At 69.6% G+C, this 14,817-nt stretch carries 11 protein-coding genes and 1 pseudogene; 7 read left to right on the top strand and 5 right to left on the bottom strand.

The genetic code is table 11. The features are described 5' to 3' along the window. The first annotated feature begins 116 nt into the window (after positions 1-116). Positions 117-991 (top strand): annotated as a pseudogene (locus tag ACKTSN_RS19155) (helix-turn-helix domain-containing protein). Further along, positions 988-1,197 carry a DUF397 domain-containing protein gene (locus tag ACKTSN_RS19150; protein ID WP_409470229.1) on the top strand — a complete coding sequence of 70 codons (210 nt, stop codon included), beginning with the start codon at positions 988-990 and terminating at the stop codon, positions 1,195-1,197. Before ACKTSN_RS19155 ends, ACKTSN_RS19150 begins: the two are co-directional and overlap by 4 nt. A 60-nt stretch (positions 1,198-1,257) precedes the next feature. Here the strand turns inward: ACKTSN_RS19150 and ACKTSN_RS19145 are convergent, their stop codons facing one another. The 5 genes from ACKTSN_RS19145 to ACKTSN_RS19125 form a co-directional block, all read right to left on the bottom strand. Further along, positions 1,258-2,469, bottom strand: coding sequence for an ABC transporter permease (locus ACKTSN_RS19145; protein ID WP_409474866.1), 1,212 nt, complete (start codon positions 2,467-2,469; stop codon positions 1,258-1,260). Positions 2,470-2,540: 71 nt separating this feature from the next. Beyond that, the gene (locus ACKTSN_RS19140) at positions 2,541-3,314 is read right to left on the bottom strand and encodes an ABC transporter ATP-binding protein (RefSeq protein WP_409474865.1); all 774 of its coding nucleotides are present in this window, start codon (positions 3,312-3,314) and stop codon (positions 2,541-2,543) included. Between the two features lie 71 nt (positions 3,315-3,385). Continuing rightward, entirely contained in the window at positions 3,386-4,981 is a 1,596-nt protein-coding gene (locus ACKTSN_RS19135) for a peptidoglycan-binding protein (RefSeq protein WP_409470228.1), read from the bottom strand. A gap of 59 nt (positions 4,982-5,040) precedes the next feature. Further along, complete coding sequence (locus ACKTSN_RS19130) at positions 5,041-5,931, bottom strand: hypothetical protein (protein ID WP_409470227.1); 891 nt, start codon at positions 5,929-5,931, stop codon at positions 5,041-5,043. 124 nt (positions 5,932-6,055) lie between these two features. Then, positions 6,056-6,490, bottom strand: a complete 435-nt coding sequence (locus ACKTSN_RS19125) for a hypothetical protein (protein ID WP_409470226.1) — start codon at positions 6,488-6,490, stop codon at positions 6,056-6,058. Positions 6,491-6,964: 474 nt separating this feature from the next. Between ACKTSN_RS19125 and ACKTSN_RS19120 the strand changes: the two genes are divergently transcribed. From ACKTSN_RS19120 to ACKTSN_RS19100, 5 genes are all read left to right on the top strand, one after another. Further along, positions 6,965-8,623 (top strand): hypothetical protein, encoded by a 1,659-nt coding sequence (locus tag ACKTSN_RS19120; protein WP_409470225.1) that lies wholly within the window; start codon positions 6,965-6,967, stop codon positions 8,621-8,623. Positions 8,624-8,701: 78 nt separating this feature from the next. Then, a complete protein-coding gene (locus ACKTSN_RS19115; RefSeq protein ID WP_409470224.1) occupies positions 8,702-9,349 on the top strand; it encodes a hypothetical protein in 648 nt (215 codons plus the stop codon). Positions 9,350-9,358: 9 nt separating this feature from the next. Beyond that, positions 9,359-9,691, top strand: coding sequence for a hypothetical protein (locus ACKTSN_RS19110; RefSeq protein WP_409470223.1), 333 nt, complete (start codon positions 9,359-9,361; stop codon positions 9,689-9,691). Between the two features lie 14 nt (positions 9,692-9,705). Then, a complete protein-coding gene (locus ACKTSN_RS19105) occupies positions 9,706-10,176 on the top strand; it encodes a hypothetical protein (RefSeq protein WP_409470222.1) in 471 nt (156 codons plus the stop codon). An 86-nt stretch (positions 10,177-10,262) separates the two neighbouring features. After that, positions 10,263-14,816: a DUF6531 domain-containing protein gene (locus tag ACKTSN_RS19100; RefSeq protein ID WP_409470221.1), complete on the top strand. Its 4,554-nt coding sequence runs from the start codon at positions 10,263-10,265 to the stop codon at positions 14,814-14,816. Position 14,817 lies beyond the last annotated feature (1 nt).

The raw sequence follows: 14,817 nt of genomic DNA, 5'->3' as shown, positions 1-14,817 counted from the left end.
CGTACGGTGACTGTCCGGAGGTTGTCCGGTGCTGTCCGGGCTGTCAGGGCGGGGCGTACGGGTACGGACGTGGCGGTACGACGCGGTACGACGCGGTACGACGGAGGGGCGCCGGGATGACGGTGGAAGCGGACGCGGGACGGCTCAAGACCGAGGCGGACGAGCCGGGTTGGGAGGTGGATCCGGACGACGAGTGGGGCGTGGCGGTCATCGCGACGGTCGGGCGGCAGTTGAAGCTTCGGCGGGAGGCGGTGGGATGCGGGCCGCTGAGTTCGGGGCGGCGGTGGGGTACGGGGAGGACCTGGTCTACAAGATCGAGGGTGGGAAGCGGATTCCTCGGCCGGAGTTCCTGGACCGGGCGGACGCGGTGCTGACGGCGGGCGGGTTGCTCGCCGCGATGAAGGAGGACGTGAAGAAGGTCCGGTATCCGAAGAAGGTTCGGGAGCTGGCCAAACTGGAGGCGCAGGCTGTCGAGATCGGGGTGTACGCCAACCACAACATCCACGGCCTGTTGCAGACCGAGGAGCACATGAGGGCGCTGTTCGATGCGTGGCTCCCTGCCTACTTGGAGGAGGAGGTGGAACGCATGGTGGCGGCTCGTATGGCGCGGCGTGCGGTGTTCGAACGGTCGCCCGCGCCCGCCCTCAGCTTCGTCCAGGAAGAGGTGACGCTACGCCGTCCGGTCGGGGGCACAATGGTGTGGCGGCGCCAGCTTGAGCGCCTGTTGACGCTGGGGCAGTTGCGCAATGTGTCGATTCAGGTGATGCCGACCAACTGCACGGAACACGTTGGGACAGGCGGGTTGATCGAGGTGCTGAAGTTCCCGGATGGCACGGCGGTGGGCCGCTCCGACGGCGCGTTCAACGGTCGGCCGACCTCCGATCCGAAGCAACTGCGGATCCTTGAACTGCGGTATGGCACCATCCGGGCGCAGGCTCTCACGCCGCGGGAGTCGCTGGCCTTCATCGAGCAACTGCTGGGAGAAACATGATGCGCAAGACCGCTGCCGGGGGCACTTTCGAACTGGCGTGGTTCAAGAGCAGCTACAGCAGCAGTGGTGATGGCAACGACTGCGTCGAAGTCGCCACCACCCCCGGCACCGTTCATGTCCGCGACTCCAAGAACGTGGCAGGTCCTCGGCTCGCGCTCCCGCCCGGCGCTTGGTTGGCCTTCGTGGCGTACGCCTCGGAGAGCTGACGCCCGACCACACGCGCCCCGCACCTGGTTGTCGCCGGAGGCGGGGGCGCGTCGGGTTCGTCAGCGGCGTAGGGCCTCGACCGGCTGGATACGGGCCGCGCGGAGGGCCGGATAGAGACCGGCCAGCAGTCCGGTGACCAGACCGATCGCCGGGGCAGCGGCGAGGGTTCCGGTGTGGATCACCGGCGTCCAGTCCCGTGCGACGGCGACCGTGACGACCACGAGGGTGCCGATGCTGGTCCCCACCAGGCCCCCGAGCGCTCCCAGGACACCCGACTCGGTGAGGAACTGTGAGGCCACATGCCGACTGCGGGCCCCCACCGCACGACGTAGACCGATCTCTCCCGTGCGTTCGAGGACGGCGACCAGGGTGGTGTTGGCGATGCCGACCGCCCCGATCACCAGGCAGATGGCGGCCAGGAGAAGAAAGAGTTCCCCCAGGTCGGAGGTGACCGACGAGCGCAGCTTCTTGGGATCGGGCGGAGCGATGGCCTTGAGGTACTCGGGGTGATCCGGCCGCAGCGCGGTGGGTGCCTCGTCCGCGATCTGCGCGGCCGCGCCGATGCGGGTGGAGATGAGCATCTCCGCCTCCTCCGTCGGCGCGCCCCACAACTGTTCGGCCGTGGTGTGCGGGACGAGTACCGAGAGCAGGAGGTCGGGCTTGCGCTGGACGTCGTCGATGATGCCGATGACGGTGAAGGGCTGGTCCCCGATGAACACGGCGGGCTGCGCTTCCAGTGTGGTGATCCCCAGCCGTGCCGCAACGCTGTCGCTGAGGACGACGACCCGCTGGCGGGCGCGGGCATGGTAGGCGTCGTACAGCCGTCCTTGTGAGAGATGGGGTACGGCGGCCAGCAGAGCCCCCGGCGTGGCGGCCACGACATCGGTCTTCTCCCCGGCGCTGCCCGCGACCGGCGAGGACCGCACGGACAGTTGCCCGTCCTCGCCGGGACGTACGGGCCAGTGCACCCCGGCGTGCTCCACACCGCCCAGGCGCTCGACCCGCTCTCCGGCGTTATCGGGGAAGGCTGGCCCGGCGAACTCGTTCTGCTCCCGGGCGACGTCCTCGACGGTCACCTCTGTGGCGGTCAGGAGACTGAACCGCGAGTCGATCTGGGAGGAGGCGGTCGCGGTCAGACCCAGGACCGCGACGAACGCGCCGACGCCCAGGACGGTGCCCAGCGCGGTGAGTGCCGCTCGGCCGGGGCGCTGGAGTATGCCGGCGAGGGCCTCGGACACCAGATCGCGCAGGGCGAAGGAGGTCGGTTCGATGCCGGAGCGGAGTGTGCCACACCGGTCGGTCTCTCGCGGACGTACGGTTCCGCCCCACCGCCCGATGCCCCTCACGCGGCCGGCTCCTGTGCTACGTCGGTCCCCGCGTGCCCGGCACGGCCGTCGTTCGCGTCGCTCCCGGGGGGGCGGTGCTCGTGCAGGAGCCCGTCCCGGATGGTGACCGTCCTGGCGCCGCGAGCGGCGACCTCGGCGTCATGCGTGATCAGAAGCACGGTCATGCCGTCGTCGTGCAGGTCCTCCAGCAGTCGCAGCACGGTGTCCGCATTGTTGCTGTCCAGGTTGCCGGTGGGTTCGTCGCACAGCAGCAGCGACGGCCGGGACACCAGAGCACGGGCAATGGCGACGCGCTGGCGTTCGCCGCCGGACATCCGGCTGGGCAGAGCGTCCAGCCGGTGCCCCAGGCCGACCCGACGCAGGGCCTCGTCGGCTCGGTGGACGCGTTCCGCGCGAGGAGTGGCGCCGTAGAGCATGGCCAGAACGATGTTCTCCCGAGCGCTCCGGTGCTGCATCAGGTGGAAGGACTGGAAGACGAATCCGATGCGCCGCCCCCGCAGCGCGGTGCGTTCGGAGTCCTTGAGGGCGCCGGTGTCGATTCCGTCCAGTAGGTAGCTGCCCGTGGTGGGTGCGTCGAGAAGCCCGGCGATGTTCAGGAACGTCGACTTGCCCGACCCCGAAGGCCCGACGACGGTGACGAAGTCCCCCCGGTCGATGGCCAGGTCGCAGGGCCGGAGGGCCGCGACGGGGGGCGGGCCCGGGTAGGTGAGCCCGACACCGCGGAACTCGATCACCGGCGTGGCACCCGCCTCGGGGACGGCGGTCTCCACCGCCCTGCCGGGATGCGCCTCGTCTCCCCGGCGGCCCGCCACGAAGCGGCGCAACGTACGTGTCACGGCGCTCACCCGGCAGTCCCCGCCCCGGCGGTACCGGCTGTATCAGCCGTGCCTGACCGTCGAATGCCGGTGAGTACGTTGTCCCCCGCGCCGAGGGCGTTTTCGCTGCCGACCGGGACGACCTCCACGAAACCGTCACCGGTTGTTCCCGGCCGTACCTCAACACGTCGCTGGGCGCCGTTCCGGGAGATCACGGTGACCACTGTCCTCCCGTCCGACGCGGAGGACACGGCGGTGACGGGGACGACGAGGACCGGCTTCTTGGTGGACGCGGCCTCGACGGTCAGACGAACGTCCTGGCCGGCGAAATCACGGGGCAGTGGTGCGCCGGGTTTGACGATCAGCAGGTGGCCCGGGCCGCTCGCCGCATTCTGTTTGCCGTCGCCCTGCTCGCCCTCGGCGCTCTGCCCCGAGGACATCTCGTCGGACACGGAGGCCACCGTCGCGGCCGACTCCGCACCGGTCAGTTCGGACAGGATCCGTACCTTCTGCCCGGGCCTGACCAATTCCTTCTGGTGCGACTGAAGGCGACCGTGCACCACGAGGGCGCCCGCCGAAAGCTTCATCACCGGCCCCGACACCGTGCTGCCGACCGTCGCGGACACGCTGTCCACCCGGGCCGGCATGCTCTTGAGGAACACCACCTCCGATGCGGGGAGCAGGGGACCCTCCGCAGCCTGCGCCGCGGTCAGCGCGCCGCGCGCTTCGGCGAGGTCCTCCTCCGCCCGCGCGGCCTGGGTGCGGAGGTCCTCAAGCGCGGACGCGTCGTTTCCCGCGTCGGCCGTGGCGCCAGAACCGTTCGCATCGGTCCTGTCCGTGTCCGTCCCGCCCTTGCTTTCGCTGCCTCCGCCCGTGCCCGCCTGGGCACGGGTCACTGCCCTGCGCGCGTCGTCCCGGGCCCGTTCCATGTCGGTGACCTGCTGCTGCGCCGTCTTCAGAGCCTCGCGGTCGGCGACCGCGGGCAGCGGGTCGTAGCCGAGCGACCGGTACAGAGCGGTGAGAGCGGTCTTGGTCCCGGCATCGAACTGCCCGGAGGGATCCGGCGCGGAGGAGTGCCCCAGCTCCGCGAGCGAGTCCTGCAACTGCGCGACGTCGTCACCCTCGGATCCCGGCTTGAGATCGCGATAGACGGGCAAGGCGCCGCGCAGGGCGAAGACGGGACGACCGGAGACCTCGGCCAGCAGCGTGCCGGCCCGCACGTCGCTGCCGCTGCTCAGCGGCAGCTTGGTCACCACGGGGCTGCCGCCCTCGCCGCCGGCGGACGGCGTGACGTCCACGGTCTGGTCGGCGAGGACGGTGCCACGCAGGATGACGGACGAGGTGAGCACTCGTCTCTCCACGGGTGCCGTCAGCACGTCCGCCGGCGGTGGCGCGGTCTCGGCCGCGGCCTGTGCGGGCGACTTGATCAGCGCGGTCGCGACGGCGCCCGCCGCGGTCAGGAGAACCGCCGAGGCCACGACGGCGACGACGATGCGACGCCCGCGGTCCAACGGCGACCGTGCCGCGCCGTGACTGGGCCGTGCGTCCTCGCCGTCCCCTTCGGCGGGCCCGGACCCGGTGGCGTCCTGGGGCACGGAGTGGGAGATGTCCTGCTCTGTCACTGGGTTCCTCTCCGCCAGGGCGGTATCCGGGTCCGGCACCAGGGCCTGCGCGGTCGCGGTCAGTTCTTGCCGAGAACGGCCGCGGCCCGGCGTATCCGGTCCTCGTTGTCCTTCTTCGCCTGGGCGAGCGCCTCCGCGTTGGTCTCCAGGGTGCGCTCCTGGTACGCGGTCTCCACGGCCAGCCACACACCCGCGAGATTCGTGCTGATCTTGCACGCGGCATCGGCGGCCGCGACGCGGCGCTCGCTGTCCGTGGCGGTCTCCGACTTGCCCCACTCAGGGTCGTTGTTCGACGCCCAGGGGTCGTCGTAGTCGTGGCCGGCCTTGCTCATGCAGTCGCTCCACTTGGCGAACGCCTTCCGGACCTGGGGGTCCTGCTCGGCCCGCTCCGCGTCCTGCACGATGAGCTGCTCGACGTAGGTGTCGCTGGTGGTGTCCGCCTTGTCCATCGACTTCTTGCCGTTGAGCTGTGCCCGCGCCTTCAGTACGCACTCACCGGCGGCCTTCTGGGCCGTTTCGGAGCTGTCCTGGCCCTCTTCCCGTCCCTTGGCGCCACGGTCGGTCTGGGGTGCCCCGTGGTAGCCGGTCTGACGTGCCTCTGCCTCGTCGAGGATTCCGTACCTGCGGCCGTGCCGATTGGCCTCGGTCACGGGCGGACGTTCGGGTGCGGCCCACTGGAAGCCCTGCGCGGTCATGCATTTCACGACCAGCTGGTCCTGGGCGAGTTCGAGCTGCCGGGACTGGGCAGGGGTGAGTTCATAGGCGTCCAGCGGGAACGACAGCTGCTCGGCGCTGGTGATCTTGCTGATCTCGCCGATCGCGATGGGATCGCCGGCTGACTCGGACGAGTCGCTGTCGGCGCACCCGGAGAGCGTGAGGGCGGTCAGAACCAGGGCGATCGGCGCGGACAGGCGGAGGGGGGCGAAGCGGTGGGGGGGCGGCGTGGCCAAGGGGACGATCCGTTCTCAGGAGGTGTGCGGCAGGGAACGGGTGTTCCCGGACCGTGGGCTCGGTCCGGGAACACCGGCGGGCGGGGAACCCGTTCACACTCGTCGGGGAGTGCTCAGGACCCGGTCAGAAGTCGCACTGGCTGTAGCCGCTGACCCCGCCGTCGTTCCAGCAGTGCGAGCTGTAGGCGTCGTTGTACTCGACGGTGTTGAGCCGGGCGTACTCCGCCACGGTCTGCCGCGACCCGCCGTAGTAGGAGTTGGTGAAGAAGCGGACCTTCCAGTTGGTGTCCCAGCTGTCGATCGAGGACGTTCTGTCGTTGGTGCCCACATCCGGGACACCCCCGCCGGTGTATGTGTTGTTGATGTAGTTGGGATCCGCGTACTGATGGTCGATCCAGCCACCGCCGAGGTAGGTGTTCTGGTAGATGCAGACTTCCTTGGTCTCACATATCCCGTTGAACTGCGCGGCGCTCGCCGACGAGGACATGCCCACGACCATCGCCACAGTCGCCGTCATGATGCCTGACGCGCGCAGGACATGCTTCATCGAAGTGTTCATGAACTGATTTCTCCAACGGTGCGTCTGCCCCTGGATGAGGTGGCAGTTCTGGAAGGGCGGAGGGCACAGTCGGGCAAGACTCCGCACGGTGAACCCCCCGACGTCACGATGTGGTGAGCGTGTAGTGGATCATGAAGTCCGGGTGAAGGTAGATGATCGGTCAGGTCCGCGACAAGACCTTCACGGGAGGGAGAATTTCGGCGCCCGGAAAGCTGATGGCGTCTCAACTATGTGATTGCTGCCGGGATGTGACGTTTCGCGGTGGATGGGCCCGGTGGTCGTCAGTGCGCCGTGCACGCCCATTCGGCGGTCGGGAAGGACTCCATCCCGGTGGGTTCATCGATCCGCTCGCCCGCCCCTGGGCTTCCTTCGTGATGTATGCCTCGGAAGACTGACGCCCGTTCGTTTTCCCGTACAACTCTTCACCCTCCTTGGCGGCCTCCTCTGCGCCGACCGCCCACTGGAGGAAGCCTCGTGCGCAAACGCACCCTGCTGACGTCTGCTGTCATGCTCGCCCCAGGACTCACCCCGCTCGTCGCGGGCGGAGCCCAGGCCGCCGCCGGAACTCCGGGCGACATCAACAAGGACGGCTACCGCGATGTTGTCGTCTCGGCGCCGGACGCCAAGGTCTCCGGCCACGCCAAGGCCGGTGCCGTGGTCATCATGTACGGCACGGCGCGCGGCATCGACACGGCCAGACGCACCGTCCTGACGCAGAACTCCCCTGGCATTCCCGGCGGTGCCGAGGCGGGTGACCGCTTCGGTGCCGCCGTCGTCGTGCACGACCTGAACGCCGACGGGTACAGCGACCTGGTCGTGGGCGCCCCGGGCGAGGAGGTCTCCGGAGACGTGGGCGGCGGGTCGGTCACGGTCGTGTGGGGCACCGCGTCCGGTCCCACGAAGGCGAAGACGGTCGCCGACCCCTGGCCGTCCTCCCACGACGCGTACGGCAGAACGCTGGCGGTGGGCACGTACAACTCCCTCAACCCCGTCAACGACGGCAAACTGTCGATCGCCATCGGCGCCAACGACGGTGAAGTGACGTTCATGCCGGCGGACCTGTCCGCGCAGTCCGGCACCTCCGGCATCGGCACCGACTTCAACCCGGCCCACGGCATCGTCGCCCTGACGGCGGTTGACCTGCCGAACACCGACGACGACCGGCTCATGGTCCACGGCCGTGGCGTCTGGGACGGAGGGTGGGGGTACGACGGCCAGGGCGACGACCCCGGTACGCGGCTCGGCTCCCCCGGGGGCTTCGACACGGCCGTACTGCCCCCCGGCACGGTCTCCGCCGTCGGCAACCTGGACGGCAATGGCTCCCCGGACCTCGTCGTGGGCAACCCCGAGGACCCCGCACAGAGCCCGGAAACCTCGCTCGGCGGCCGGGTGACCGTCTACTACGACGCCGGGTACGGCGGCTCCCCGAGCCGCATCCAGACCATCAGCCAGGACACCCCTGGCGTCCCCGGCGCCGGTGAGGCGGGCGACCGCTTCGGCGCCTCGGTCGCGATCGGCGACACCGACAAGGACGGGCGGGCCGACCTGGTGATCGGCGCCCCGGGCGAGGACGGTAACACCGGGGCCGTCACGGTCGTGCGGGGCACCACCGGCACCCTCGACAGTGGCCACGCCCGCACCTGGACGCAGAACAGCCCTGGCGTTCCGGGCAGTTCGGAGAAGGGCGACGCGTTCGGTGCGGCCGTGCGGATTGTCGACACCAACGGCGACGGGTACGCGGACGTCCTCGTGGGCGCCCACGGCGAGGCCGTCGGTTCCGCCGGCTCCGCGGGCTCGGCGACCCTGCTGCGCGGATCGGCCGCCGGTCTGACCGCGACCGGCGCCAAGGCCTGGTCGCAGAACACCGCCGGGGTGCCCGGCACCGCCGAGAAGGGCGACAAGTTCGCCGCGTCCACGCAGCTGATCGACCTGAACAAGGACGGCCGCGCCGAAGCCGTCGCCGGCACCCCCGGCGAGAACTCCGACGGACTGGTGTGGATCTCCCGCGGCTCCACGACCGGCCCTGTCACCAGCGGCTCGACGACCACCAGCGGCACCGGTGCCGGACTGACCCGCCGCTACTCCGAGATCGACTTCGGGAAGGAGCTGACGGGCGCTCACTCGTCGCTCTAGGGGCCGTACGGTCAAGCGCGCAGCGCAGTGGGACGATGTCGGTACAGGTGATCGAGTGGACGGGGGGGAGCCGGCGTCATGGCCCGCTACATGGAGACGCTGACCGTCGAGCGGGGCGGTTTCCGGATCAAGGTGCCGGAGTCGTGGTGGGAGTTCGACGTGCGGCCGGAGTCGCGGGACGACTCGATCCGGCGGATGGTGAGTGAACGGGTGGAGCGGCATCCGGAGTTGGCCAAGTACCGGGACACGTACATGGCGTTCCTGCGGAAGGCGGCCACGGACGCCTGGAAGTCGGGTGCGCTGTACTGCGGTTGCATGGCGGAGAGCTTCGGCGGCGAGACGCCGATCACCGGTTCGGTGACGGTGTCACTCGTCGGTGGCCGCACCCGTGACGGCGAGCCGCTGTCGACCGACCCGGGCGCCATCGCGGCCGGGCTGTCGACGAAGGAGGCCAAGAAGGACGGCGACTCCTGGCGGAAGGTGACGACGGTCGACATCCCGGGCGTGGGCCCGGCGGCCCGGACGTACGGCATCGAGGACGTGGCCGTGCCCGACGACGCCCTCAACCGCACCATCCGGGCCGTGCTGATGCAGACGTACATCCCCGTCCCCGGCCAGGAGGGCAAAGTCGCGCTGGTCGCGGGCAGCAGCCAGGTCCTCGACCTCGCGGACTCCTTCTTCGACATCTTCGACGCGATCACATCGACGTTCCGCTTCGCGGGCTGACGACCTCGCATGCGCAGCGAGTTCCTGCCCGACCTCGACGAGGGGATGCTCGAGTACTTCCGCGCCATGGCGGATGTGCTCGTGGAGCACTTTGGAATCTCCCGCGCGGAGGCCGTGGCCCGGATCAACGAGCGGTACGGGGGCCTGGAGATCGACCCCTATCCGGACATCATGTGCCATGAGATGCCGGAGTACTGGGCGTACGGAACGTACTACCTACCCGATGACCAGGGCCGTCTCCCGATCGGGGGCTCGGTTGCCGACAGGGACATCGACTTCGAGCGTTTGCAGGTAAGGCCGGCACCGCCGAGGCCGTCCCGCTTCTGGACGATCCAAGGCTGATCGGGACGAGGGTGGTGGACAACTCCGCATACGACTGGGAAAGCGGCGAGGGCGTGTCGGGCATCGACGATCCCGCCGCCGTGGACGCCGCGTTCGAGCGCGGTGAGCGGCCTCTCGGTTCGGCGGTGATCGGGCTCGCCTTCAACTGCTCGCCGGAGGAGGCCTCGCCTCGGATCATCAGGGCGATGCAGCTACCGGACCGTGATCAGCGGGGGTTCGCGTTCACTGCGGCGGGCGTTGTCGCGCGGCTCCGCGGCGATCTGACGCCGGAGCTGTACGCCGCGCTGCGCGTGGAGGGGCCCAGCGGCTTCGCTGAGCACGCCATCAGGGACACGCTGACGTTCGTGCCGTTCGGGAAGCTGCAGCCGTGGTTCAAGCGGCGGTGGGTGCTTGTGACTGTGCGGGACAAGCTGGAGGGCTGGTGGCTGCGATCCGAGGACGCGGTCGGCGAGGCCTGGCGGGCCCTGCGCAGACGCCGCTCGTGACCTGCTTTCGTCGAACTGACGTACCTTGTAAGTTCACGTGTGCATACGGATGTTGTTGATGATGCGCACGTGACGGGGGTTGCGGCATGTCGGGGTATCGGCCGCGGGACTGGGATCCGCTGGACCTGGACAAGGACCCGACCCCGGGTGACCCGGTGCGGGTGCGGTCGCTGGCAAAGCAACTGCATGACTTCGCCGACGACGTCTCCGACGCACTGAAGCTGGTCAAGGGCATGGCGGACGAGGACACGGTGCTGTCGTGGGCGGGCAAGTCCGCGGCCGTGTTCAAGGAGCAGTTCTCCGGCGTTCCGAAGAACCTCAAGAAGCTGAAGAAGTCGTACGAGCTGTGCGGCGACGCCCTGGCGGCGTACTGGCCGAAGCTGGAGCGTGCGCAGGCGTTGGCGGACCGGGCGCTGGCCAAGGCGCGCGAGGCACGGCAGGACCTGTCCTCGGCGCAGTCCCGGCTGGCCTCGGCGGACTCCTGGGTCAGCCGGGCCAACAAGGAGGCCGACAAGTACAAGGACGACCCCACCGGCAGCAAGTCCGACGGCGACAAGCCGGACGAGGCCAAGGTCCGCGCTGCCACCCGTGACGTTCAGTACGCCAAGTCGGCGCAGACCAGCGCCCAGTCGGATGTCTCCGCCGCGCAGGACGCGCTGGCCGCGGCGAAGAAGATGGCCGAGGACGCGCGCAAGATGCGCGACGACGCCGCCCGCGAGGCCAAGCAGAAGATCGACGAGGCGTCCGACGCCGGCATCCAGAACCGGTCGTGGTGGGAAGAGGTCGGGGACTGGGTCTCCGACAACTGGGACACGATCGTCGCGGTCTGCAAGGTCGTCGTCGCGGTTCTCGGCATCGTCGTGATGATCATCGGCGGGCCGATCCTGGGCGCGATCGTGCTGGTCGCCGCGCTCGTGGTGCTCGCCGACACGCTCTATAAGTACTCGAAGGGCCAGGCGTCCCTGTGGGATGTGGGGCTGGCGGCGCTGGGCTGCATACCCGGCTTCAAGGGGCTGACCACCCTGGGTGGCCTGGCCAGAGGCCTCAAGGCCCTTGGGCAGGGCGGGCTCAAGGGCATGGCCCTCGCCGTTCGCGGACTGGCCAAGAACGGCCGTAACATGCTCGGGGGAGCCAAGGGAGCCTACAACCGGCTCAAGAACGTGGTGCGCTCCAAGGGCAGCGACCCCGTCGACATGGCCACCGGCGCCATGTACCTGCCGCAGACGGACGTGGAACTGCCCGGGCTGTTGCCGCTGGCGTTCACCCGCCGCGTCGCCTCGGACTACCGCTGCGGCTGGTGGTTCGGACCCACCTGGGCCTCGACTATCGACCAGCGCCTGGAGGTCGACGCGGAGGGCATCGTGTTCGTCACGGAGGACGGCCTGCTGCTCGCCTATCCTCACCCGCTTAATCCGCAGGTCCCGGTCCTGCCCGCAGCAGGGCCCCGATGGCCGTTGATCCGCTCGGACGAGGGCGGCTACCGGATAGAGGATCCGTCGACCGGACACACCCGTGACTTCGCCCGTCCCACCAGCGACGGTATCGCCCTGATCACCGCCATCAGTGACCGCAACCAGCACACGATCACCTTCGACCACGACGAGCACGGCACGCCGCTGGCCATCCGCCACTCCGGCGGCTACCACCTCACCCTCGCCACCGAGGGCGGCCGGGTCACGGCCCTCAGCCTGGCCGGCGCCGCCGACGGCGGCTCGGACGTCGTCATCCAGCGCTACGGCTACACCGACGGGAACCTCACCGAGACGATCAACTCCTCGGGCCTGCCGCTGCGCTTCACCTACGACCACCGCCTGCGCATCACGTCCTGGACGGACAGGAACAACAGCCGCTACGCGTACACCTACGACGACCGGGACCGCTGCATCGCCGAGGGCGGAGAGGCCGGCCACATCACCGTCACCCTCGACTACGACGGTACCGATCCCCGGTGGTCTGACTGCCGCGTCACCACGCTCGCCACGGCCGAAGGCGCGGCCAGTCGCTTCGTCGTCAACCCGGGCAGTCAGGTCATCGCCGAGATCGACCCTCTCGGCGGCATCACGCGCACCGCCTACGACGACCACCACCACGTCGTCTCCCACACCGACGAACTCGGCCATACCACCGAGTACGTGAACGACGAACTCGGCCGACCGCTCGAAATCCGGTATCCGGACGGGACCCGGACGACTGTCGCGTACGGCGAGCTGGGCCTGCCCGTCGAGACAATGATGCCGAACGGCGGACGGTGGCGCCGTACTTACGACGCGCGCGGCAACGGCCTCACCCTCACCGATCCCACGGGAGCGACGAGCCGCTTCCGCTACGACGAGCAAGGTCGCCTCACCCAGTTCACGGATGCTCTCGGAGCGGTTACCCGCCTCGTGAGCAACGCCGCGGGCCTCATCACGGAGGCCGTCGATCCGCTCGGCGGCCGTACGCTGCTGGAGCGCGACGCCTTCGGCCGGAGGGTGTCGGAGACCGGCCCCCTGGGCACGGTGACCCGGTGGCGGTGGAACACGGAGGGCGAGCTGCTCGGCCTCACCCATCCCGACGGGGCCACCGAGTCGTGGACGTACGACCCGGAAGGCAACTGCACTGGCCACACGGACGCGGTGGGCGCCGAGACCGGCTGGGCGTACACGCATTTCGACCTGCCCTGCACGCGCACCGACCCCGGCGGGACGGAGTACCGCTTCGAGTACGACGCCTCGCTCCGGCTGACGCGGGTGATCGGCCCGGCCAGCCGTACCTGGGACTACACCTACGACGCGGCCGGCAACCTGGTCGCGGAGTCGGACTTCGAGGACCGGGTCATCCGCTACGCGTACGACCCGGCCGGACGGCTCACCGCCCGGACGAGCGCGGTCGGCGAGGTCATTCGGCACACCCGGGACGTGATGGGACGGCTGGTGCGGACCGAGGCCGGCGGTGAGGTCACGGACTTCACCTACAACGCCGCAGGCCGGCTGGTGGGTGCCGTCTGGCCGGGCGGGCACCTGTCCCGTTCGTACGACGCCGCAGGTCAGCTGACGGAGGAGACGGTCAACGGACACACGCTCCGCCTCGCCTACGACCCGGCGGGCCAACTGATCCGGCGCCTCACCCCCTCCGGCGTCGACACCACTTATGCCTTCGACGCGGCGGGCAGGAGGACCGCGCTGACCTCGGGTGGGCGTACCGTCGCCTCGGCGCACGACGCGGCTGGCCGGGAGACGAGCCGGACCTGGGGGGACACCCTCCACCTGGCGCAGGTGTGGGACTCCGCCGGCCGGCTGCGGAGCAGCCGGGTGAGCGGGCCGAACGGCTCGGTGCTGTCGTCGCAGGAGTACATGTGGCGGTCTGACGGCGCGCTGACCGGAGCCGGGCAGCAGCGCTACACGCTCGATCCCGTCGGCAGGGTCACCCAGGTACGCGCGTTCGACTGGACCGAGACCTACGCCTACGACCGCGAGGGGAATCAGGCGGAGGTGCAGTGGCCCTCGACCCACCCCGGCGCCGACGCCACGGGACGACGCGAGTACGCGGGAACCCGTCTGGTATCGGCCGGGCGGGTGCGGCACGAGCACGACGCGGGCGGGCGCCTCACCGTACGGCGCCGTACCCGCCTGTCCCGGAAGCCCGACGTATGGCGCTACACCTGGGACGCCCAGGACCGGCTGTCCGATGTCACCACCCCTGAGGGGACTGTGTGGCGCTACCACTACGACCCGCTCGGGCGCCGCACGGCGAAGCAGCGCCTCGCCGACGACGGGCTGACCGTCCTGGAGGAGACCCGGTTCACCTGGCACGAGGGGATCCTGGTCGAGCAGTCCACGACCGTGGCGCAGGTGCCCGTCACGCAGACGATGACCTGGGAGTTCGACGAGAGCGGGATGGAACCGGTGGCTCAGTCGGAGCGCTACGCGAGCGCCGCCGCCCTGACGCAGGAGAAGGTGGACAGCCGCTTCTATGCCATCGTCACCGACTCCATCGGGTCACCCACGGAACTGCTCGACGAGCACGGCTCCGTAGCCTGGCGCCGCACCTCGACCCTGTGGGGCTCGACCACGTGGAACCCGGACGCGACGGCCTACACACCCTTGCGCTTCCCTGGCCAGTACCACGACGTCGAGACGGGGCACCACTACAACCCGCACCGCCACTACGACCCCGAGACGGGCCGGTACCTCAGCCCGGATCCCCTGGGCCTGACCGCGGCGCCCAACCCGGACACGTACGTCCACAACCCCCTGACGTGGCTCGACCCCTACGGACTCTCGCTGTACCCGCCGATCCGGGTGAGACCGGGGCAGCAGGTGAAGAAGGGCACGCCGTACGAGATGAGCCCGCCGGAGCGGGAGTTCGTGGAGAAACTGCTGGAGAAGCGCCCGAACCTGCGTGTCTACCGGACCCACGGCAAGCAGGCAGAGGGGGACTTCGTGATTGTGGACATGACGAACAAGAAGAACCGTGTCGGATGGGTCGTCGACCATAAGATGAACGCCGACAAGGTCACCAAGGGGAACCAGTTCACGAACGCCGCCCGTGCCGCGGAGGCCGTCCGTATCCCGGCGAACCGCTTCGAGATCGCCACAGGTGACACGGACAAGCTGCTGGAGATCCTGAGTCGCGGTCGTGGCGAGTGGGACAGGAGCTGAG

Origin of the sequence: Streptomyces flavusporus, assembly GCF_046267975.1 — a bacterium.
Lineage (GTDB): Bacteria > Actinomycetota > Actinomycetes > Streptomycetales > Streptomycetaceae > Streptomyces > Streptomyces flavusporus.
This window is presented reverse-complemented; position numbering and strand designations above follow the sequence as displayed.